Origin of the sequence: Paradesertivirga mongoliensis (assembly GCF_024436395.1) — a bacterium.
In the GTDB taxonomy this organism is placed as follows: domain Bacteria; phylum Bacteroidota; class Bacteroidia; order Sphingobacteriales; family Sphingobacteriaceae; genus Paradesertivirga; species Paradesertivirga mongoliensis.
Map to the genome: position 1 here is coordinate 189,801 of NZ_JAFMZO010000002.1, position 18,362 is coordinate 208,162.

The 18,362-nt window shown below is 42.1% G+C and carries 22 protein-coding genes; 18 read left to right on the forward strand and 4 right to left on the reverse strand.

Translation table 11 applies throughout. The features are described 5' to 3' along the window. Window positions 1-86 precede the first annotated feature (86 nt). The 3 genes from J3P43_RS06770 to J3P43_RS06780 are packed head-to-tail and all read left to right on the forward strand — an operon-like array spanning window position 87 to window position 2,476. Window positions 87-830 (forward strand): nucleotidyltransferase, encoded by a 744-nt coding sequence (locus tag J3P43_RS06770; protein ID WP_255900618.1) that lies wholly within the window; start codon window positions 87-89, stop codon window positions 828-830. Between the two features lie 2 nt (window positions 831-832). Next, on the forward strand, window positions 833-1,570 hold the full coding sequence (locus J3P43_RS06775) for a metallophosphoesterase family protein (protein WP_255900619.1): 738 nt from the start codon (window positions 833-835) through the stop codon (window positions 1,568-1,570). Window positions 1,571-1,615: 45 nt separating this feature from the next. After that, entirely contained in the window at window positions 1,616-2,476 is an 861-nt protein-coding gene (locus tag J3P43_RS06780) for a lysophospholipid acyltransferase family protein (protein WP_255900620.1), read from the forward strand. Here J3P43_RS06780 and J3P43_RS06785 read toward each other — a convergent pair. After that, window positions 2,473-3,177, reverse strand: a complete 705-nt coding sequence (locus J3P43_RS06785; protein ID WP_255900622.1) for a PAS domain-containing protein — start codon at window positions 3,175-3,177, stop codon at window positions 2,473-2,475. The genes J3P43_RS06780 and J3P43_RS06785 overlap by 4 nt on opposite strands. A gap of 84 nt (window positions 3,178-3,261) precedes the next feature. On the opposite strand from J3P43_RS06785, the gene rluF reads away from it, so the two are divergent. Next, window positions 3,262-4,215, forward strand: coding sequence for a 23S rRNA pseudouridine(2604) synthase RluF (rluF, locus tag J3P43_RS06790; RefSeq protein WP_255900623.1), 954 nt, complete (start codon window positions 3,262-3,264; stop codon window positions 4,213-4,215). On the opposite strand, the gene J3P43_RS06795 is transcribed toward rluF, so the two are convergent. Together J3P43_RS06795 and J3P43_RS06800 are read right to left on the reverse strand one after the other, a co-directional pair. Beyond that, window positions 4,212-4,622, reverse strand: a complete 411-nt coding sequence (locus J3P43_RS06795; protein WP_255900624.1) for an META domain-containing protein — start codon at window positions 4,620-4,622, stop codon at window positions 4,212-4,214. The two genes, rluF and J3P43_RS06795, sit on opposite strands and share 4 nt — an antisense overlap. 64 nt (window positions 4,623-4,686) lie before the next feature. Next, window positions 4,687-5,874 carry a BaiN/RdsA family NAD(P)/FAD-dependent oxidoreductase gene (locus tag J3P43_RS06800; RefSeq protein WP_255900628.1) on the reverse strand — a complete coding sequence of 396 codons (1,188 nt, stop codon included), beginning with the start codon at window positions 5,872-5,874 and terminating at the stop codon, window positions 4,687-4,689. Window positions 5,875-6,193: 319 nt separating this feature from the next. Here J3P43_RS06800 and hisG point away from each other — a divergent pair, with 319 nt between their 5' ends. The 12 genes from hisG to J3P43_RS19675 all read left to right on the forward strand — a co-directional run bounded on the left by hisG (window position 6,194) and on the right by J3P43_RS19675 (window position 16,502). After that, window positions 6,194-7,045, forward strand: a complete 852-nt coding sequence (gene hisG / locus J3P43_RS06805; RefSeq protein WP_255900630.1) for an ATP phosphoribosyltransferase — start codon at window positions 6,194-6,196, stop codon at window positions 7,043-7,045. Window positions 7,046-7,115: 70 nt separating this feature from the next. Then, window positions 7,116-8,426: a histidinol dehydrogenase gene (hisD, locus tag J3P43_RS06810; RefSeq protein WP_255900632.1), complete on the forward strand. Its 1,311-nt coding sequence runs from the start codon at window positions 7,116-7,118 to the stop codon at window positions 8,424-8,426. 80 nt (window positions 8,427-8,506) lie between these two features. Continuing rightward, on the forward strand, window positions 8,507-9,559 hold the full coding sequence (hisC, locus tag J3P43_RS06815; protein WP_255900635.1) for a histidinol-phosphate transaminase: 1,053 nt from the start codon (window positions 8,507-8,509) through the stop codon (window positions 9,557-9,559). Next, on the forward strand, window positions 9,556-10,692 hold the full coding sequence (hisB, locus tag J3P43_RS06820; protein WP_255900639.1) for a bifunctional histidinol-phosphatase/imidazoleglycerol-phosphate dehydratase HisB: 1,137 nt from the start codon (window positions 9,556-9,558) through the stop codon (window positions 10,690-10,692). Before hisC ends, hisB begins: the two co-directional genes overlap by 4 nt. Window positions 10,693-10,744: 52 nt before the next feature. Then, window positions 10,745-11,413: an imidazole glycerol phosphate synthase subunit HisH gene (gene hisH, locus J3P43_RS06825; protein WP_255900641.1), complete on the forward strand. Its 669-nt coding sequence runs from the start codon at window positions 10,745-10,747 to the stop codon at window positions 11,411-11,413. A 7-nt stretch (window positions 11,414-11,420) separates the two neighbouring features. Next, window positions 11,421-12,170, forward strand: coding sequence for a 1-(5-phosphoribosyl)-5-[(5-phosphoribosylamino)methylideneamino]imidazole-4-carboxamide isomerase (locus J3P43_RS06830; RefSeq protein ID WP_255900643.1), 750 nt, complete (start codon window positions 11,421-11,423; stop codon window positions 12,168-12,170). A 14-nt stretch (window positions 12,171-12,184) separates the two neighbouring features. Next, window positions 12,185-12,991: an imidazole glycerol phosphate synthase subunit HisF gene (hisF, locus tag J3P43_RS06835; protein WP_305121743.1), complete on the forward strand. Its 807-nt coding sequence runs from the start codon at window positions 12,185-12,187 to the stop codon at window positions 12,989-12,991. Next, window positions 12,991-13,578, forward strand: coding sequence for a bifunctional phosphoribosyl-AMP cyclohydrolase/phosphoribosyl-ATP diphosphatase HisIE (gene hisIE / locus J3P43_RS06840; RefSeq protein WP_255900645.1), 588 nt, complete (start codon window positions 12,991-12,993; stop codon window positions 13,576-13,578). The genes hisF and hisIE overlap by 1 nt, the downstream gene beginning before the upstream one ends. A 3-nt stretch (window positions 13,579-13,581) precedes the next feature. Next, a complete protein-coding gene (locus J3P43_RS06845) occupies window positions 13,582-14,493 on the forward strand; it encodes a WD40 repeat domain-containing protein (protein WP_255900647.1) in 912 nt (303 codons plus the stop codon). A 76-nt stretch (window positions 14,494-14,569) separates the two neighbouring features. Then, window positions 14,570-15,355: a carbon-nitrogen hydrolase family protein gene (locus J3P43_RS06850; protein ID WP_255900649.1), complete on the forward strand. Its 786-nt coding sequence runs from the start codon at window positions 14,570-14,572 to the stop codon at window positions 15,353-15,355. Between the two features lie 22 nt (window positions 15,356-15,377). Next, window positions 15,378-16,340 carry a family 43 glycosylhydrolase gene (locus tag J3P43_RS06855; protein ID WP_255900652.1) on the forward strand — a complete coding sequence of 321 codons (963 nt, stop codon included), beginning with the start codon at window positions 15,378-15,380 and terminating at the stop codon, window positions 16,338-16,340. A gap of 63 nt (window positions 16,341-16,403) precedes the next feature. Next, window positions 16,404-16,502 (forward strand): alpha-hydroxy-acid oxidizing protein, encoded by a 99-nt coding sequence (locus tag J3P43_RS19675; protein ID WP_369414795.1) that lies wholly within the window; start codon window positions 16,404-16,406, stop codon window positions 16,500-16,502. 66 nt (window positions 16,503-16,568) lie between these two features. Here J3P43_RS19675 and J3P43_RS06860 read toward each other — a convergent pair whose 3' ends face one another. Next, on the reverse strand, window positions 16,569-17,042 hold the full coding sequence (locus J3P43_RS06860; RefSeq protein ID WP_255900653.1) for a CAP domain-containing protein: 474 nt from the start codon (window positions 17,040-17,042) through the stop codon (window positions 16,569-16,571). Window positions 17,043-17,331: 289 nt separating this feature from the next. Here J3P43_RS06860 and J3P43_RS06865 point away from each other — a divergent pair, with 289 nt between their 5' ends. Both J3P43_RS06865 and J3P43_RS06870 read left to right on the forward strand, forming a co-directional pair. Then, entirely contained in the window at window positions 17,332-18,033 is a 702-nt protein-coding gene (locus J3P43_RS06865) for a VTT domain-containing protein (RefSeq protein WP_255900654.1), read from the forward strand. 92 nt (window positions 18,034-18,125) lie between these two features. Further along, on the forward strand, window positions 18,126-18,296 hold the full coding sequence (locus tag J3P43_RS06870; protein ID WP_255900656.1) for a hypothetical protein: 171 nt from the start codon (window positions 18,126-18,128) through the stop codon (window positions 18,294-18,296). Window positions 18,297-18,362 lie beyond the last annotated feature (66 nt).

The window sequence follows — 18,362 nt, forward strand, 5'->3', positions numbered from 1 at the left end:
TATTCATTGATATGGCGAACCTTATCATTTAAAACAGAACCTTTAATTTGTAGTTTATTATTTATCCCGTTTTACGGGACTAAAATATGATCGTAACAGAAGAACAAAAAAGAGAGGCACATGCCTTTTATAAAGAAGCACTTGGATTACTGGAAGAATGCGGAACGAATTTTATGTTGGGAGGCGCTTTTGCCTTTTTCAATTATACGGGCATTTATCGTGATACTAAAGACCTGGACGTTTTTTGCAAACCAAGCGAATACACCAAAATCATGAAATTCTTTGCCGAAAAGGGCTATCGCACAGAGCTTACAGATGTAAGGTGGCTGGCCAAAATTTTCAAAGGCGAGTATTTTATTGATCTGATATTTGATACGGTAAATAATATCTGCACGGTGGATGATACCTGGTACGAACATGCATCGCATGGAGAATTTGCGGGGATGCCAGTTAAATTCATTCCTGCTGAGGAATTAATCTGGTGCAAAATATATGTTCAAAACCGGGAACGATACGACGGCGCTGATGTAAATCACATCATGCTAAAACATGGAAAACACCTGGATTGGAAACGAATCTTATTTCGGTTTGACGCCCATTGGCATTTACTTTTATCACAGATTATTACCTTTCAGTTTGTGTATCCGGCTGATTATCATGACATCATCCCGAAGTGGCTGTTTGACGAGTTGATGAGTCGCGCCAACGAACAATATGATCTGCCTCCTGCAATAGAAAGAGTATGCCGTGGACCGGTAATAGACCAGACCCAATACATGGTGGATATTAAAGAATGGGATTATAAAGTTTCAACCATTAAGACAACCTAGCGATGGAGGAGCAAAACAGATTAACCAAAGTGGCCGCAGTTGGAGATATACACGTTAAGGAAACCGACAAAGGCAAATGGTCAGAGTACTTTAAAGAAGTATCAAAAAATGCGGATGTATTGGTGATTGCCGGCGATTTGACGGATACCGGCGATGAACAGGAGGCTCAGGTACTTGCCGACGAACTAAAGTCATGCAGTATTCCGGTTGTTGCAGTTTTAGGAAATCATGATTTTGAGAAAGGCAGGCATAAACTGATCAGGCACATACTCCAAAACGAAATGGTGCATATCTTAGATGGTGAAGCAATTGTGATTGGAAACGTAGGTTTTGCCGGAGTAAAAGGCTTCGGCGGAGGTTTCGACAACCACATGCTGTCAATGTTTGGAGAAGGTGCGATGAAAGCTTATGTACAGGAAGCTGTTGACGAAGCCTTACATCTCGATCGGGCCCTTGCACGTTTAGACGAAACCGCCGATATAAAAAAGATTGCGGTTCTACATTACTCACCTATAAAAGGAACCGTAATCGGCGAATCAGAACAGATCTTTCCATTCCTGGGATCATCCCGGCTTGCCGAACCGTTGAGCCGGCGCGGTGTAGCAGCCGCATTTCATGGCCATGCCCATATCGGCACACTCGAAGGCGAAACACCCGGGGGTGTTAAAGTATATAATGTGGCCAAACCTATTTTACTGCGCGAAGGCTATACCATACCCTATTTTTTGCTCGAAGTATGATACATATCCATTGAAATACAATGCCATTATGCTTAGCTTTGCAACATGCTAACCCGACTGGGAATACTTGTATTACAACTTTTCTCTCTTTTACCTCTCAGAATACTTTACCTCCTGTCGGACTTTCTGTATGTAGTACTTTACCACGGCGTAAAATACAGAAGAGCGGTAGTGGATGAGAATCTTGCAAAAGCTTTCCCAAACAAAAGTGAGACCGAACGGAAAATAATAGCCCGGAAATACTATCGCTATCTGTGCGACCTCATTTTAGAATCCGTAAAAATGATCAGCATTTCTAAAGCTGAAGCGATGGAGCGTTTTAAGTTTGTAAACCCTGAACTTCTCGAAGAATACTTCAGCAAAAATAAGAGCGTTATTGCTGCTGCCGGGCATTATGGAAATTGGGAAATGGCAAGTAATATCGGGCTGGTGACCGATAAAAAGATCCTGGTGGTATATAAACCTCTTAGCGACCCTCAGTTTGAACACTTTTTGAAAAAAGTCCGCTCACGGTTTAACGCTAAGTTGATTCGGATGAAAACCTCATTCAGAGATATCCTATCTCACCGTAAAGAATGTACTGTATCCATTATCGTAAGCGATCAAACACCAGTTCCCGGCGACTCCGTATGTTTCACTACCTTTTTAAATCAGAAAACCGCTGTCTTTTTAGGAATAGAAAAACTTGCAAAAGCCTATGATTATCCGGTGCTGTTTTGTGATGTGAAGGTGGTAAAAAGAGGATATTATACCTGCGAGTTTGTCCCTCTGGTTGACGAACCCAAACTTGCTTCAGATTTGGAGATCACAGAAGCTCATGTCAGACATCTCGAAAAGAAAATTTACGAGCAGCCTGAATACTGGATCTGGTCTCATAAACGCTGGAAACACCACTTTAATAACTAAATACGGGTCTTGGGCGCATGACCTTTGGATTCTCTTTGCTCTTCCAGATTTCTCATAATTTTGGTGAATCCCCGATGCGACTTTTTTGTATCATACAAGGGAAACACCAGGCCGCTGCCCCAAAACACCGATCCATCCTTGCGTACGTGAAAACGTTCATCAATCCCTTTTCCATGCTTCAACGCATTTTGTAATTCTTTTTCTGGTTCTTTTGCTTCCTGATCTTTTTCCGTAAAAAATATCCTGGCGTTTTGACCGATAACTTCTCTCTCCGAATATCCCAGCACCCTTTCCGCACCCTTGTTCCAGCTGTTTACATCGCCCATTTGATCGGTGGTAAACACTGCGTAGTCTTCGAGGCTCTCCAGCACCTGCCTGTAAAAGTCTTCGCTCATCCTGAAGTAATTGTCGTCCAAAACCTCGTCAGATTCCAAATCGGGCATTGATTCATTCTCCGGCAGGTCGATGACCACGGTAGTAGTATTATCGATGCCGCAAGACATTTGCATGGGTTCCTGGGTGATTTGATAATAAACCTCATACCCCCGGGGCAGATTTCCGGATTCGGGCCTATCTTTTACAGGAAATAAGGTAATAGTAACTGTTCCCTCATCAGGATGCTCAGTACTGGCAGCCAAAACATATGTGTATCCTTTTTCGATGAGGTAACCTAGTATCCGCGGTGTTAGTGGTATTATCATTTGATAATGGATAACCTCAAAAAAATAATATTGTTTAAGGCGTTAAAAGCGATGTGTTACCTTTGAGTTCCAAATTATGGTCTGATGTCTGAGAACAATTCTACCCGGTTAAATAAATACATAAGTGAAAGCGGCATCTGTTCCAGGCGTCAGGCAGATAAATTCATTGAAAACGGAAGCGTATTTATTAACGGAAAAAGGGCTAAAGTTGGCGATCAGGTTTATCCCGGAGACAGGGTGATGGTCAATGGCAATACGATAGAACCCCGTGCCGAAGAGGACGCAATTTTTATTGCGTTTAATAAACCCGTAGGGGTTACCAGTACTACCGAGGCGAGTACCAAAAACAATATCGTTGATTATGTGAACCATAGCGAACGGATCTTTCCGATCGGGCGGCTTGATAAAGACTCACAGGGCCTAATTTTTCTGACCAGCAATGGCGATATCGTAAACAAAATTTTAAGGGCAGGTAACAACCACGAAAAGGAATACCTGGTAACCGTCAACAAACCACTAACAGACGAATTCATCACTTCCATGGCCTCTGGTGTGCCGATTCTTGGAGTGATGACCAGGAAATGTGTAATCACCAAAGAAAGCGCCTTTGTTTTTAAGATCATTTTGATACAGGGAATGAACCGTCAGATCCGCCGTATGTGCGAGCAATTTGGATATGAAGTTACCAAATTGGAACGTACCCGTATCATGAACGTAAGCTTAAAAGGCTTGCCTTTAGGCGAATGGCGCGAACTCACAGAACAGGAACTTAGCGGAATCTTTAAAATGATTAAGCTTTCCAGTTCTACTCAGGAAGCGTCAAAAGCCAGTACCCGAAAAAAAGACGAATTTGCGAATGAAAAACCCTCAAAAAGACTGAAGTCGGGTTCTAAACCACATAAAGAAGTACATACAAAAGCAGCAAAATCTTCGGACAGAAATAGAGATAAGGCTAAAAACAGTTCCAAACGGCCAACTTCCAGCCCTTCGAAAGGTAAATCTGGGGGGAAAGCACGAGGTAAGTCGCCTCGTCGTTAATTGCTTTTAAAAGTAAGAAGAACGTTGTCCGAATCAGACAAATAGAGTCTTCCGTTTCGTATTTCAAATTTCTTAACTTTCCTCAGATTCGACATCATCTGCTCTTCCAGATTCATTACCCCGTCGCAAAACATTTTGGTAGATGTAATTTCCTGAAAAGTGATCTGGTTGTCGCCCATTCTCTCGTAATCAGCGCTTATACTGTTGCAAAAAGCCTTTCCCTGAACTTCCAGATCCTCCCCATCAAATTTCAAATAAGCTCTGCCGTTTGACACAACAGCTTTATGTTCAATTGCAGTGAGCTGCCATGAGGGCCCGTCGAGTTTGATGGAAGCATTCTCCTGCTTCAATGCAGTACAACCAGAGAAACAGAGACTGGTAAGTATGGCGAGTATAATTGTTTTCATGTTGATGTTTATTCTTTTAAACAATTATAAACGGAGTATGTTTCAAAGTGCCGTTTTGTTCCGGCTAAATATGCTGCGCGATAACAAAGCCACTGGCCCAGGCCCATTGGAAATTATATCCTCCCAACCAACCTGTTACGTCAACACATTCGCCACCAAAAAATAATCCCGGAATCTTTTTCGCCTCCAGGGTTTTAGACGATAAATCATCTGTTGCAACTCCTCCGCGCATCACTTCCGCTCTTTCATATCCCTTGTCGCCCGCGGGCTTCAACCTGAAATCGTGGATGAAGGCCGTTATTGTATCGAGTTCCTGTCGGGTTAGCGAGGCTACATTTTTATTCACAGGAAGATACTTTGCAAGAGACTCAGCAAATTTTCTTGTGTACAAAGATGACAGAACGGTTAACAACGTTTTGGTACCATTTTGTTTACGTTCACGCTCCACCAGGTCAGAGATGGCTTGGTGGGGCAACATATCGATTGAGATCGATTCGCCGGGACGCCAGTATGAAGAAATCTGCAAAATTGCCGGCCCGCTCAATCCCCAATGGGTAAAAAGTATATTTTCTTCAAAACTGATCCGGTGATTGCTAACGCGACAGAAAATACTGTTTCCGGCCAGATTAGCGAACCACTCTGCATCTTTACCAGTGATGCTTAGCGGCACCAAAGCAGGGGCAGTTTCTACCAGACGCAACCCAAATTGCTTAGCCAGTTTCAACCCAAAATCACTTGCACCCATTTTTTGCACAGGTAGGCCTCCCGATGCAATCACCACTTTTGACGATTTAATTTGCTTGGCTTTTCCGTCTTGCTCGTACATAACAGTGAAGCCATCTGCTGTTTTTTCAACACTTTTCACATCGCAATTGCATCTGATCTCCTGTCCTAAATCACGGCATAAGTTTGTGAATACTTCCACTACATCTTTTGCTTTATTACTTACCGGAAACAGCTGGCCAAGGGTTTTCTCTTGCCCCTCTATTCCGTATGAGCTAAAGAAACTAATGGTATCCTCAACCGTCCATTGCGAGAATGCAGATTTAGAGAAATGCTCATTTTGAGAGATGAAATTCTGCGGTCCGCTGTAAAGATTGGTATAATTGCATCTTCCGCCTCCAGAGATCAGAATCTTGGCGCCCGGCTTTTCATTTTTTTCCAGAATCAATACTTCTTTGCCTAAAAAGCCGGCTTGTACGGCGCACATCAAACCACAGGCTCCACCGCCAATTATAACAGCATCAATCATTTTCCTGCAAAATTAACAAGATGTATGGTAAACCTATGAGATTTCTGAAACTGCCGTACTGGCAAGAAACGGCAAACCTATGAGGTTTTAGAAACCTCATAGGTTTTACATCCGAACTGTTCCAGATTTAATTTTAATTTTTACCATCTATACGTATATTTGCAGCTCCCGATTTAATCAGGAACCCAAATTATGGTAATTAGCTTCACACATCACATGCATCATACTCATCGCCATCATGGCGATAGATAATATGTATGTTTCTACGTGAAACTGTTCCTCCGAATAATTATTGGTCTGATTAATAAAAAAATAACACTTGAAAACACTCAAAATAGCTATCCAAAAATCGGGTAGATTAAACGAAAAATCTGTTGAGCTTCTTAAAAATTGTGGTTTAAGCTTCGAAAACTATAAAAGCTCACTAATATCTCCTGTATCAAACTTCCCTTTAGAAATTCTTTTTTTAAGAGATGATGATATTCCTGAATATGTCCAGGACGGCATTGCCGACTTAGGCATTGTTGGAGAAAATGTAATCCACGAGACCGAAGTTGATGTAGCTTACCTGCAGAAACTAGGCTTTGGAAAATGCTCCTTAAAATTGGCTATTCCAAATAATTCTGATATTCAATCCATCTCTGACCTAAACGGCAAGTCGATCGCTACGTCTTACCCGGTGATCCTGAAAAAATTCCTTGCTGGCCATAACGTCGTGTCTGATATCAGAACGATTTCCGGATCCGTTGAAATTGCACCCGGACTTGGCTTAAGTGATGCTATTTGCGATTTAGTTTCGACCGGGGGCACGTTAATCAGCAACGGTTTAAAGCCTTTCGGCGATGTTATGTATTCGGAAGCAGTTCTAATTGGCCGTAAAGGCGAAGAGCAAAACCCGCTGATTGTTGAATTGATAGATAGAGTTCAATCAGTACTTCGTGCTAAGGAAACCAAATATGTGGTTTTAAATATTGAGCGAAAAAACATTGAACAAATTAAGGCGCTTCTGCCAGGGATAAAAAGTCCGACAGTGGTTCCATTAGCAGAAGAAGGTTGGGTAGCTGTGCATACCGTTATCCCTGAAAAGGATTTTTGGAGCAAGATCAGTCAGCTGAAAGCAGCAGGTGCTGAAGGAATTGTTGTAATGCCGATTGAGAAGATAATTTTATAGAAGTTGGTTGTTGACATCGACAAGAGCTATTTCCTTTTGAATGTCAACAAACCGAGAAACGGAATAAAAGATGCTTAAAACTCATATTTACCCCGAATTAAACCAAGCTCAAATCCGGGAATTAATCTCGCGGAATATTGATGCAGATAATTCCATAGAGGATCGTGTGCTGTCTATTATTTCTGAGGTAAGGCAGAATGGTGATATAGCATTGCTCAGCCTGGCCGAAAAATTTGATGGGGTAGTTCTTAAGAAAACGTTCCTTGATAAAGGTGAGATCAAAAACATCGCGAACGCCATTGGCGAGACTCAAAAACAAGCGATAGATACTGCCTATCAAAACATAAAGAAATTCCACGAAAGCCAGTTGATTACGGAAGCAAAGGTAGAAACGATGCCTGGCGTAAACTGTTGGAGAGAAACCAGAGCCATTGAAAAAGTGGGCTTGTACATTCCCGGCGGTACTGCTGTTTTGCCGAGTACTTTTTTAATGCTTGGGATTCCGGCAAAAATTGCTGGTTGCAAAGAGCTAATTGTTTGCTCTCCTCCGCAAAGAGGTAAAGACAGCGAATTGGTTAACAGCTATATTGCCTATGTGGCACAACTGCTTGAAATTGAGCGGATATATCTGGTTGGTGGTGCTCAGGCAGTGGCTGCTATGGCCTACGGAACGGATAGTATCCCAAAAGTGGATAAAATATTCGGTCCCGGGAATCAATACGTAACTAAAGCAAAAACGATTATCCAGTCGTCAACTCAGACGGCCATCGATATGCCGGCTGGGCCATCAGAAGTGTTGGTAATTGCAGATCAAACGTCGAATCCGGTTTTCGTAGCTGCCGACCTTTTAGCGCAGGCTGAACATGGAGTTGATTCTCAGGCCATATTAGTTGCAACATCACAAGAAATTATTCAGCAAACAATTGCCGAGCTCGAAAAGCAACTGGCTGTTTTGCCGCGAAAAGAGATCGCTGCAAAAGCAATAGACAACTCGTATGCAGTGCTAGTATCAGACCTGCATGAAGGGATGACATTCAGCAATGAATATGCTCCCGAACACTTAATTCTGGCAACAGACAACTGGCAGCTCATCACTGCTGAGATAAGTAATGCAGGCTCCGTTTTCCTTGGAAATCTAACTCCCGAAAGTGCGGGAGATTATGCGTCAGGAACAAATCATACCCTGCCTACCAGTGCCTATGCACGCTCGTACTCGGGTGTTTCGGTCGATTCGTTTGTCAAGAAAGTCACGTTCCAGCATCTGTCGCCGGAAGGCGTTAAAAATCTGGGAAACACCGTAGAAGTTCTGGCGGAGCTTGAAGGACTGCAGGCGCATAAAAATGCGATAAGCGTAAGATTACAATCACTAATTGTCGACTAGCTTGTCATTTCGAGTGCGACGAGAAATCTTTTAGATCTCTCCTATCGTCGAGATGACAAAACGTCGAAAAGCTTAACACAATGGAATTTAACTTAAACAATCTCTTAAGAGAAAATATAAAAAATCTTGTCCCCTACTCTTCCGCAAGGGATGAGTTTAAAGGAGAAGCCTCAGTATATCTCGATGCAAACGAAAACAGCTACGGTTCACCAATCGCTACTCCTTTTAACCGTTATCCAGATCCTTTACAATTTGCCGTTAAAAAACGCATAAGTGAGATAAAAGGCGTTCCGCCACGAAATATCTTTTTAGGAAACGGAAGCGATGAAGCTATAGACATTCTTTTCAGAGCATTTTGCCGCCCGGGAATCGACAATGTAATTACGGTACCTCCTACTTACGGCATGTACGAGGTTTCTGCTAACATTAATGATGTTGCCATCAAAAAAGTCCCGCTTTTACCAGACTACCAGTTAAATCTGGACGAAATTGCTGCGGCGATTGATGAAAACACTAAGCTTATTTTTATCTGTTCGCCAAATAATCCTACAGCTAATTCAATAAACAGGGACGATATTGAAGCTATTCTGGCAAACTTTAACGGACTTGTAGTTATTGATGAAGCCTATATTAATTATTCACGACAGAAAACGTTCATTCAGGAACTAACAGAATACAGCAACCTGGTTGTACTTCAAACACTTTCAAAAGCATGGGGATTGGCCGGACTACGCATTGGGATGGCGTTTGCCAGCGAAGAGATCATAGAAATTTTTAACCGGGTTAAGCCTCCTTATAATATTAATCAGGCCTCGCAGCAACTGGCTTTGGAGGCTTTGAATAATATAGACCAGGTAAACGCATGGATAAAAGAGACTATTTATGAGCGCGAAAAACTGGTAAGTACTTTAGCGTCGTTGCCAACCGTTGTGAAGATCTTTCCTTCTGACGCAAACTTTATTCTGGTAAAAACGACCGATGCTAAGGGCATTTACAATTACCTTGTAGAAAGAGGAATCATTGTACGCGACCGTTCTAAAGTGGAACTTTGCGAAGGAAGCTTAAGAATAACTGTGGGTACGCCTACCGAAAACGAGAAATTAATTGAAGCATTAAAATCCTTTGCAGGATGAGAAAAGTATTATTTATAGATCGCGACGGGACGCTTTGCCTTGAACCCGAAGATTACCAGGTTGATTCTTTCGAGAAATTGAAGTTTTATCCTGAGGTATTTAAATACCTAACCAAGATTGCCGAAGAACTGGATTACGATCTGGTTATGGTTACTAACCAGGATGGATTAGGTACAGAATCTCATCCGGAAGAAAACTTTTGGCCGGTTCAGAATTTCATCATTGATGCTTTTAAAAGCGAACGCGTGGTGTTTAACGAGGTCATTATCGATAAAACTTTTCCGCATGAAAATGCACCCACACGTAAACCGGGCACAGCATTGCTGACTCATTATTTTGATAAGGAAAGATATGACCTGCCTAACTCATTTGTAATTGGAGATCGAATTACAGATGTAGTTTTAGCTAAAAATTTAGGCTCAAAGGCTATATGGATTAAGCAGAATGAATTTTTGGGTTCTGACGAAATAATTGAACATGTTGAGGAATTAAAGGAATTCATTGTGCTCGATACAGCCAACTGGAAAGATATTTACGAATTTCTGAAAGTGGGTAAGCGCGAGATTGTGCATCAAAGAACTACCAAAGAAACTGACATTCGCATCAAACTGAACCTCGATGGTACGGGCGAAGCAAAAATCTCAACAGGTTTACACTTCTTTGACCATATGCTCGAACAAATTGCACGACACGGAAGTATTGATTTAGAGGTAAATGCAAAAGGCGACTTACATATAGACGAACATCATACCATTGAAGATACTGGGATTGCTTTGGGCGAGGCTATTGCCCAGGCTTTGGGTGATAAACGGGGTATCGAGCGCTATGGCTTTTGCCTTCCGATGGACGATTGCCTTGCACAGGTAGCTATTGATTTTGGTGGAAGAAACTGGATTGTTTGGGATGCTGATTTTAAGCGGGAAAAAGTTGGAGAAATGCCTACCGAGATGTTTTTCCATTTCTTCAAATCGTTTAGCGATGCGTCAAAATCTAACCTGAATGTAAAAGCCGAGGGTCAGAACGAACATCATAAAATCGAAGCTATTTTTAAAGCTTTCGCGAAAGCAATCAAAATGGCGGCGAAAAGAGATGTGAACAACATGCAATTGCCGAGTACGAAGGGAGTGTTGTAACCCCTATCCCCTACAGGGGGATGCAAACGTGAATACCAAATGGAAATTTCGAATGAGCGGAGATAATACTCAAGATTTAAGCACCTACACTCCCCCTTTACGGGGGAGTGCTGGCCAAGAGCGGAGCGGGGCGCTAGGCATCATAAACTACGGCGCTGGAAATATTTTCTCCTTAACCGCCGCTTTGAACAGACAAGGCATCCCATACGCGATGATCAATTCAGTTGACGAATTCGACAAGTTTGAGCGGTATATCATCCCCGGTGTTGGACATGCGGGTGCGGCTATGCAAAAGCTTGAAGAAAGCGGAATGGTGGCTAAAATTCTCAACACAAAAAAGCCTGTCTTAGGTATTTGCGTTGGGATGCAATTGCTCACCGAATTCTCTGAAGAAGGAAATTCGAAACTTCTTGGTGTTGCTCCTGTCAAAACACGCCTTTTTTCAGAAAACTTAAAACTTAAGGTACCTCATACGGGTTGGAACAAGGTTAGCTCAACGATTGATAATGAATTATTTAAGGGATTAGATCAGGAAACTCACTTCTATTTTGTGCATTCCTTTTTTATAGAATTTAATCCTAATTTTACACTCGCTTCGGCTGACTATGGAATACAGTTTTCAGCGGCGCTTAAAAAAGATAACTATTACGGTGTTCAGTTTCACCCGGAGAAATCTGGCGAGGCTGGCGAAAAAATATTAAAGAACTTTTCATTAATTTAAGAAAACTATGTACATAATTCCGGCAATTGACATTCTTGACAAGAAAGTTGTTCGTTTGAGAGAAGGAGATTACGCGCAGGCTACATTTTACGACGTAACACTAGAGGAAATGATTGAGAAGTACCAGTCTAATGGTACCGAGTTTGTCCATATCATTGACCTTAATGGCGCAAAGGGTGATTTCAGCAACCAGGAATACCTTTTCAATATTATTCGCAAAACAGAAATGAAGGTTCAGTACGGCGGTGGTGTAAGAAGCATTGAAAAAGTTAAAGAACTGATTGACGCAGGTATCCACCGGGTAATTGTTGGAACTCAGGCATTAACCAACCCCGATTTCTTACCATCTTTAAGTGAAACCCTTTGCGGAAAAGAGCAATGCTCTGATCAGATTGTGGTAGCGATTGATGTACTTGACGAAGTAATCAAGTATTCCGGATGGATGGAAAGTTCTCCGATCAAATTAAGAGATTATGTTGACCGCTGTTTGAACCTTGGGTTTTTCCGGTTTCTATGTACTGATATTAATAAGGATGGTAAACTTGGCGGTGCCGGTATAGAGCTTTATAAGAAATTGCTAGATCACTCTCCTTTCATAAAATTAATTGCCTCAGGGGGGATCAGCTCAATGGAAGACATTGAAACCCTGAACGATATAAAAGTTGAAGCTTGCGTTGTTGGTAAAGCTATTTACGAGGACCGGATTACAATTGAAGAAATTAAGGACTGGAACCTGAAATCTTTAATCTCATTCTAAATACGACGTATAAATTGAATATATCAAATCTATCAAAGGAGCCTTTGCCTGTAAAGGCAAAGGCTCCTTTGGCAAAGAGAATAATCCCCTGCCTCGACGTTAAAGACGGGCGTACCGTAAAGGGCGTGAATTTCGTCGATTTGCGGGATGCCGGGGATCCGGTAGAGCTTGCGTGGCAATACTCTCAGCAGGGAGCAGATGAGCTGGTGTTTCTCGATATCACTGCTACACACGAACGCCGGAAGACCATGGTGGAGCTTGTTAAAGCAGTTGCTCGCCAAATAAATATTCCCTTTACTATCGGCGGGGGAATTAACGAAATATCAGATGCTGATATCCTATTAAATGCCGGAGCTGATAAGATCTCAATTAACTCTGCAGCTGTTCGCAATCCTGATTTTATAGATGAATTAGCCGCAGCTTTCGGAAAACAGTTTGTAGTAGTTGCGGTTGACACTAAACTCGTCGAGGGGACAAACCTTGTCCACCTAAACGGCGGTCGTATTGCTACCGAATTTGAAACGGAAAAATGGATTAAAGAAGCCGAAGAACGTGGGGCTGGAGAAATCCTTCTTACCTCTATGGATCACGACGGCACCAAGGCGGGCTTTGATAATTCACTATTAAAAAAAATCAACGACACGATTTCCATCCCACTAATTGCATCGGGAGGAGCTGGCAATGTCCAGCACTTTATTGATGTGTTTGAAAAAACGAATGTTGACGCAGCGCTGGCAGCTTCCGTTTTTCATTACGGGGAAATCCTTATACCTTCGCTGAAAGAAGAGTTAAGAAAACATAATATTGAAGTGAGGCTATAATGACTATCGATTTTTCAAAATCAGACGGACTTGTTCCGGTAATAATACAGGATGAGAAAACCCTTGAGGTGCTTATGCTGGGATACATGAATGAAGAGGCCTTTGAAAAAACCAAAGCAATTGGAAAAGTAACCTTCTTCTCGCGATCTAAAAATCGATTGTGGACTAAAGGCGAAGAAAGTGGCAACTTCTTATATGTAAAAAACATTAGTCTGGATTGCGACGCGGACACTCTTTTGATTAAAGCGGATGCAGTAGGCCCGACATGCCATACAGGTTCTCGAAGCTGTTTCAAAACTAACTACAATCAAAACTTCCTTTTCAAGCTTGAAGAGATTATCGCAGACAGGTATAAAAATCCTGTAGAAGGATCTTATGTAAATAAACTGCGTGCTAAAGGTTTAAATAAAATAGCACAAAAGGTTGGCGAAGAAGGAGTTGAAACGGTAATTGCAGCGTTAAATGAAACGGAACACGACTTCATTAACGAATCTTCAGATTTACTGTTCCATTTGCTTGTGTTACTACGCGAGAAGAACATCACGCTTGAAACCCTTGCTAAAAACCTCGAAAACAGACACCAATAAGCCATGGTAGAAGCTAAACAGGCGGCGCTATTATCCGGTCATCAAAATCCGGTGTATGCAGTTGAAGCTTCTCAGAAAGCCGGAATAATCTTTACGGGTGGAAATGATAAAGGGGTCGTAGAGTGGAGTTTAAAAGACATGACTTTCATTAAAGTTTTGATGCCGGTAAAAAGCTCGGTCTATTCTCTTCACGCACCAGAATGTTCGCCGGTGTTAGCCGTTGGTGAAAGAAGCGGGGTAATAAGCCTGTTTAATTTCGTCGAACAGAAAATCGCAGCTGTTCTTGATCATCACAAACTTCCAATTTTTGATTTAAGCTCCGTAAACAGGAAGATGGAGCTTCTCGCAGCTTCGGAAGACGGAACAGTATCGGTGATCGATCTGAATACTTTTAAGGTACTGTATACTTTCAAAGTATCTGAACTTACGGTGCGCTGCATCGCCATTAGCAAGGATGAGAAAACCGTTGCTTTCGGGTGTAAAGACAATAGTATTCGAATTTATAATCTCGAGGATTATTCTTTTATTACCGAAATAAACGAACATACCTTACCAGTTACATCGCTTCGCTTTTCGCCGGATGGCAGATATCTTTTATCAGGGGGCAGGGACGCTAAATTAAACATTTGGAATGCTTCAGATTATTCGCTGAAAGAAACCATCGTTGCTCATATGTTCGCCATTTACGATATTAAGTTTCACCCCACAAAACCATACTTTGCAACTTCGAGTCGCGATAAAAGCATTAAGATCTGGGATGCAGAAGCCTTTAAGCTTAAGAAGGTTATCAGTCGCGAAAAAGGCATGATATCTCATAGCCACTCTGTAAACAAAATATGCTGGGAAAACTCTACTGAATTACTCATTTCTGTAAGCGATGATACAAACGTAATGGTTTGGAATATTGAGTTTTAACGGAGTTACCCTTTCGAACCTTCGATTTCATTCTTTTTTGCTAGTTTAAGCTAAATATTAGCTCATACCTGGTAAAATGAAAATTGCACTGGCTTCCCCTCCTATTCCCAAGTCGATAAACGACGGTCTTTTCTGGCTTGAAAAGCTGGTGAAAGACGCAAAAGAAGAATCTGCGGAAATAATCTGTTTCCCGGAATCTTATCTGCCTGGTTATCCTGGGATGAAGTATCCGGCGGAAGATCGCAGTCAGGAAAGTCTTCAATCGGCGCTGACTACAGTACGTAAAATTGCATCAGAAAACTCCCTAACCATTATAGTACCGATGGATTGGCACCATACGGAGGGCTTAATGAACGTCGCTCATGTTATTTCTAACACAGGAGAAATATTAGGGTACCAGACTAAGAATCAACTCGATCCTTCAGAAGATAACATTTGGATTCCGGGAACCGAGCGGAATATTTTCGAGGTAAACGGCCTCAAATTTGGAATCACCATATGCCATGAAGGATTTCGTTACCCTGAATCAGTTCGATGGGCCGCTCAGCAGGGAGCACACGTCGTATTCCATCCTCATTTTACTGGAAGTGATACGGAAGGATTGTCGCTAAAAGAATGGGGAGCTCCTTCAAATCCCTATTACGAAAAGGCGATGATCATGCGCTCTATTGAAAACACCATTTACTTTGCGAGCGTAAATTATGCCTCGAGATATTCGGAATCGGCAAGCTCGATTATTGCACCGGACGGCATCTGCGCCGCTCATGCAGCTTACGGAGAGGTTGGGATAACCGTGGCGCAAATAGACACGGCGCTGGCAACTGGCTTCCTGGCCAAAAGGTTTAAAAACGAGCTTTATTAACAGAGTTTTATTACTTTTAAAAATGAATAAAAAGAAAAGCTTCCTGGCTCTGTGTATAGGGATTTTTTTCATCCTGAATACAGATGCACAAACAGTAAATGATACACTGAACGCCCCTAAAGCTGTACTGCCAAACGTGTACGCTGATCCGCACATTGCAGTGTTTGGTAAAAAATTTTATCTCTATCCTACTACCGATGGTACCGTTGGCTGGGCTTCAACACAGTTTACCTGCTGGTCGTCAAAAGATCTTGTTAACTGGAAATCCGAAGGAACCATTCTGGATCTGCCGCGTGATCTAAGCTGGGCAAAAGCCAGAGCCTGGGCTCCTGCTATCGCGAAGAAAAATGGGAAATATTACTATTACTTTTCGGCAGATGTGAATATAGGAGTTGGGATATCTGATAAACCTACCGGACCTTTCAAAGATGCTTTAGGAAAACCTCTTATCCCGAAAGGAGCACTAAAGGGACAAATGATAGATCCCATGGTTTTTGTTGACGATGACGGCGCCGCTTACTTATACTTCGGACAAGGCAATTGTAACATTGTGAAGCTTAACGACGACATGATATCATATGATGCTTCAAAAATAATAAGCTTTAAACCGCCAGGATACAACGAAGGGTCGTTTGTCTTCAAAAGAAACGGAAAATATTACTTGATGTGGTCGGAATACGACACCCGGGATCCCAGATATTCGGTAGCATATGCAACGTCCCACTCGCCTATGGGCCCTTTCGTCAAGGCTTCCCGAAATCCTGTTTTAAAGGGCAAGGGTATCGTTAAAGGTGCTGGCCATCATTCGGTTGTTCAAGTGCCCGGGAAAGACGAATGGTATATTGCTTATCACCGTTTCAAAATTCCGGACGGGAATGGCTATAACCGGGAAACCGCTATTAGTCCGATGCGCTTTAACGATTCGGGAGAGATCTTGCCGGTCGATGTCTTTGAAAAATTAAAAAAGGTTAAGATCAAAAACTAACCCATCAACCGATGTACTGAAAGCTCTGACTTTAGGTGCAGATGCCGTATTAGTAGTCGGCCGATTTGTTATGGCCTCGGTGCCGGTGGTGCAGAAGGAGTTACCAGGGTGCTGAATATCTTGAAAAAAGAGTTTGAAACTGCCATGATACTGTTCTGGTAAACCTAATTTAGAGAGCATTGACCGTTCAGCGATACTTTAGCATTTGCCTTGCCGCCCGCCTAAAAATCACTTTCCGAATTCCTGGACCCAAAATCCACCATAGGAGTAAGCCCCCATTTCCATAACGACAGGATCCATCATTGCCTTACAATGACTTTCACTTGCTTTCCACGCGGAAATAACTGCCGCCGTATTTTTGTACCCCCGTCCGATATTTTCCAAAACAGTTGTGCCCTCATATCCTACGGCTGCAGCACGTTGAAATGCAGAGGTTCCTTCGGGAGAGACATGCTCGAAATAATTTCTGTTATACATGTCCCGGGCATGTGCTGCGGCAGCATCGGCAAGCTGAACGTTCCATTTTAGCACAGGAACCTGCGGCATAATATCTTCTCCGCAAATACAGCCGGCAGCCCTGAGCTTATTTACCGTGTCTAGCATGGTTATTTCCACTTTTCCCTCAGGCATGTCATTATCTTTCTTGCAAGAGATAAAGAGAAATATGGCTACGACAAAAAGCAGAACGTCGGAGTTTCTCATAACGCGATATAGGTTAAATGGCTGTACCTTCTTTCAAAGATAGCACTTTGACAAATTCAAGTTAGATTTAATCGAATATCTGTAAACGCCTGAATTCGACAAAGAACTAAATTATTTTTTTAAGATACCTTTCGCATAATATTGCCGTTTAAGAGCTGTTGACATCTGCCTGCTATTAGTTTACAATTGAGGCAACAATGATACGGCATTAACGTAGACCATTAAATCGTCATTTTACTCTATTGTTATAGGTTTGCAGTTTAAGAAGCCTATTTTTGTTATATAATATATGGAATTCATTAGCCAGGTTTTAGACTTTCTCTTACACATTGACACCCAGATCGCAGAAATTAGCCAGACTTATAAAGTCTGGACATATCTTATCCTCTTCCTGATCATATTTGCTGAAACTGGTTTGGTGATATTTCCTTTTCTTCCCGGAGACCCACTGTTATTTGCCGCGGGGGCGGTAGTAGCAACCGGCGAAACAGGCATCAATATTTATCTTTTGGCCTTAGTCTTGTTTATTGCTGCTATAATTGGCAACCAGGTAAACTATACTATTGGGGGCTATACAGACTCCAAAATATTCAAACCCGGAAATCGCTTTTTGAAACCCTCCTATTATGCTAAGACCAAGCTCTTTTTTAGGAAGCATGGTGGTAAAGCTGTGGTTTTCAGTCGCTTCTTCCCAGTATTAAGAACTTTTGTACCCTTTGTGGCAGGTGTTGGAAAAATGGATGCGCGCTTATTTGTGATCTATAACATCACGGGTGCATTTGTATGGATAGCGGGTTTCCTTGCGCTGGGATATCTTTTCGGTAACCTGACAGTAGTTAAGGAGAATTTTGCCATTGTTGTAGGTGCAGTATCGGTATTTACAACCCTGCCTCCGATAGTTGCGGCCATCGCTGCTAAGTTTTCGAAAAAACAACGAAAGCTAAGCCTGAGCGCAGCGTATGCAGTAAGTAACTCAAACCCAAAAAAGTAAAAACTTTCGCGCCTTCTTTTTATTCTTTATACATACCGGGTGCTTTGACTCTTAAACCTAAGAAGATCTAAGCACCGATAAAGCTATGTATTATGGAAAAGCTAAAATTTGGAGATAAAGTAAAGCTGGACGATGGTCGCGAAGCTATAGTTCAGGAGGATCAGGAGGATGGATCTGAAGAAGTTAAGCTTATGATCGAAGGTGACGATTTTGCTCATGTGATGGAAACCGGGCATCTGAAGAAGTTAAGCGAGACAGAGTAGATCGGATCTTTGATAGGCTTTAATAACTGGAACCTAACGAAACCGACCTTTCCTGATTATTCCAAA

Coding starts and splice junctions, on each gene's coding strand:
- J3P43_RS06845 (WP_255900647.1), top strand. CDS start 13,582: ATGGTAGAAGCTAAACAGGCGGCGCTATTATCCGGTCATCAAAATCCG.
- J3P43_RS06770 (WP_255900618.1), top strand. CDS start 87: ATGATCGTAACAGAAGAACAAAAAAGAGAGGCACATGCCTTTTATAAA.
- J3P43_RS06855 (WP_255900652.1), top strand. CDS start 15,378: ATGAATAAAAAGAAAAGCTTCCTGGCTCTGTGTATAGGGATTTTTTTC.
- hisD (WP_255900632.1), top strand. CDS start 7,116: ATGCTTAAAACTCATATTTACCCCGAATTAAACCAAGCTCAAATCCGG.
- hisC (WP_255900635.1), top strand. CDS start 8,507: ATGGAATTTAACTTAAACAATCTCTTAAGAGAAAATATAAAAAATCTT.
- rluF (WP_255900623.1), top strand. CDS start 3,262: ATGTCTGAGAACAATTCTACCCGGTTAAATAAATACATAAGTGAAAGC.
- J3P43_RS06850 (WP_255900649.1), top strand. CDS start 14,570: ATGAAAATTGCACTGGCTTCCCCTCCTATTCCCAAGTCGATAAACGAC.
- J3P43_RS06865 (WP_255900654.1), top strand. CDS start 17,332: ATGGAATTCATTAGCCAGGTTTTAGACTTTCTCTTACACATTGACACC.
- J3P43_RS06830 (WP_255900643.1), top strand. CDS start 11,421: ATGTACATAATTCCGGCAATTGACATTCTTGACAAGAAAGTTGTTCGT.
- J3P43_RS06795 (WP_255900624.1), bottom strand. CDS start 4,622: ATGAAAACAATTATACTCGCCATACTTACCAGTCTCTGTTTCTCTGGT.
- J3P43_RS06870 (WP_255900656.1), top strand. CDS start 18,126: ATGGAAAAGCTAAAATTTGGAGATAAAGTAAAGCTGGACGATGGTCGC.
- J3P43_RS06775 (WP_255900619.1), top strand. CDS start 833: ATGGAGGAGCAAAACAGATTAACCAAAGTGGCCGCAGTTGGAGATATA.
- J3P43_RS06780 (WP_255900620.1), top strand. CDS start 1,616: ATGCTAACCCGACTGGGAATACTTGTATTACAACTTTTCTCTCTTTTA.
- hisIE (WP_255900645.1), top strand. CDS start 12,991: ATGACTATCGATTTTTCAAAATCAGACGGACTTGTTCCGGTAATAATA.
- hisB (WP_255900639.1), top strand. CDS start 9,556: ATGAGAAAAGTATTATTTATAGATCGCGACGGGACGCTTTGCCTTGAA.
- J3P43_RS06800 (WP_255900628.1), bottom strand. CDS start 5,874: ATGATTGATGCTGTTATAATTGGCGGTGGAGCCTGTGGTTTGATGTGC.
- J3P43_RS06785 (WP_255900622.1), bottom strand. CDS start 3,177: ATGATAATACCACTAACACCGCGGATACTAGGTTACCTCATCGAAAAA.
- J3P43_RS06860 (WP_255900653.1), bottom strand. CDS start 17,042: ATGAGAAACTCCGACGTTCTGCTTTTTGTCGTAGCCATATTTCTCTTT.
- hisH (WP_255900641.1), top strand. CDS start 10,745: ATGAGCGGAGATAATACTCAAGATTTAAGCACCTACACTCCCCCTTTA.